At 43.9% G+C, this 1,050-nt stretch carries 1 protein-coding gene; it reads left to right on the top strand.

The window, feature by feature from the left end; translation table 11 throughout:
- Positions 1–85: 85 nt before the first annotated feature.
- Positions 86–1,050, top strand: a 965-nt coding sequence (gene sucC, locus A3729_RS23060; protein ID WP_068634322.1) for an ADP-forming succinate--CoA ligase subunit beta, incomplete at its 3' end; no start/stop codon positions are given.

Raw genomic sequence — 1,050 nt, 5'->3', positions numbered from 1 at the left:
CAATGTGATCGGTTAAGGATTGACCGAGATTTTGTCCGGCCACTTAATACGAGTGGCATTAATCAATTAAATGACGGAATGAATTATGAATTTACACGAGTATCAGGCAAAACAACTCTTTGCTGAATACGGACTGCCTGTTTCTACAGGTTATGCATGTGACACAGCTGACGAAGCGGCTGCTGCAGCCGATAAAATTGGCGGCGATATGTGGGTAGTGAAGTGCCAGGTTCACGCAGGTGGCCGTGGTAAAGCAGGTGGCGTTAAGCTGGTTAAGTCCAAAGAAGAGATCAAGGCCTTTGCTGAGAGCTGGTTGGGTAAGAATCTTGTCACGTATCAAACAGACGAGAGTGGTCAGCCAGTTGCAAAAATTCTTGTTGAAAGTTGCACTGATATTGCTAACGAATTGTACTTGGGTGCCGTCGTAGATAGAGCGTCTCAGCGCGTAGTGTTTATGGCTTCTACTGAAGGCGGTGTTGAAATTGAAACTGTTGCTGAAGAAACGCCTGAATTGATTCACAAAGCTGAAATTGATCCACTGGTTGGCCCACAGCAGTATCAAGGTCGTGAGCTTGCATTCAAGTTAGGTCTTGAAGGCGATCAGATCAAGCAGTTCGTAAAAGTGTTTATGGGTTTGTCGAACATGTTCAATGATCATGATTTCGCACTATTAGAAATCAACCCTCTAGTCATTACAGACGAAGGTAACATCCACTGCTTGGATGGAAAAATTGGCGTTGATAGCAATGCTTTATATCGTCAGCCTAAGATCCGTGAAATGCACGATCCTTCTCAAGAAGATGAGCGTGAAGCACATGCTGCTAAATTCGAATTGAACTATGTTGCTCTGGACGGAAATGTTGGTTGTATGGTTAACGGTGCCGGTCTTGCAATGGGTACGATGGATATCGTTAACTTGCACGGTGGTAAGCCTGCTAACTTCTTGGATGTTGGTGGCGGTGCGACGAAAGAACGTGTTTCAGAAGCATTCAAAATTATTTTGTCTGACGACAATGTAAAAGCAGTATTGGTTAATATATTTGGTGGTAT

This window comes from Oleiphilus sp. HI0043 (genome assembly GCF_001634935.1).
This window is presented reverse-complemented; position numbering and strand designations above follow the sequence as displayed.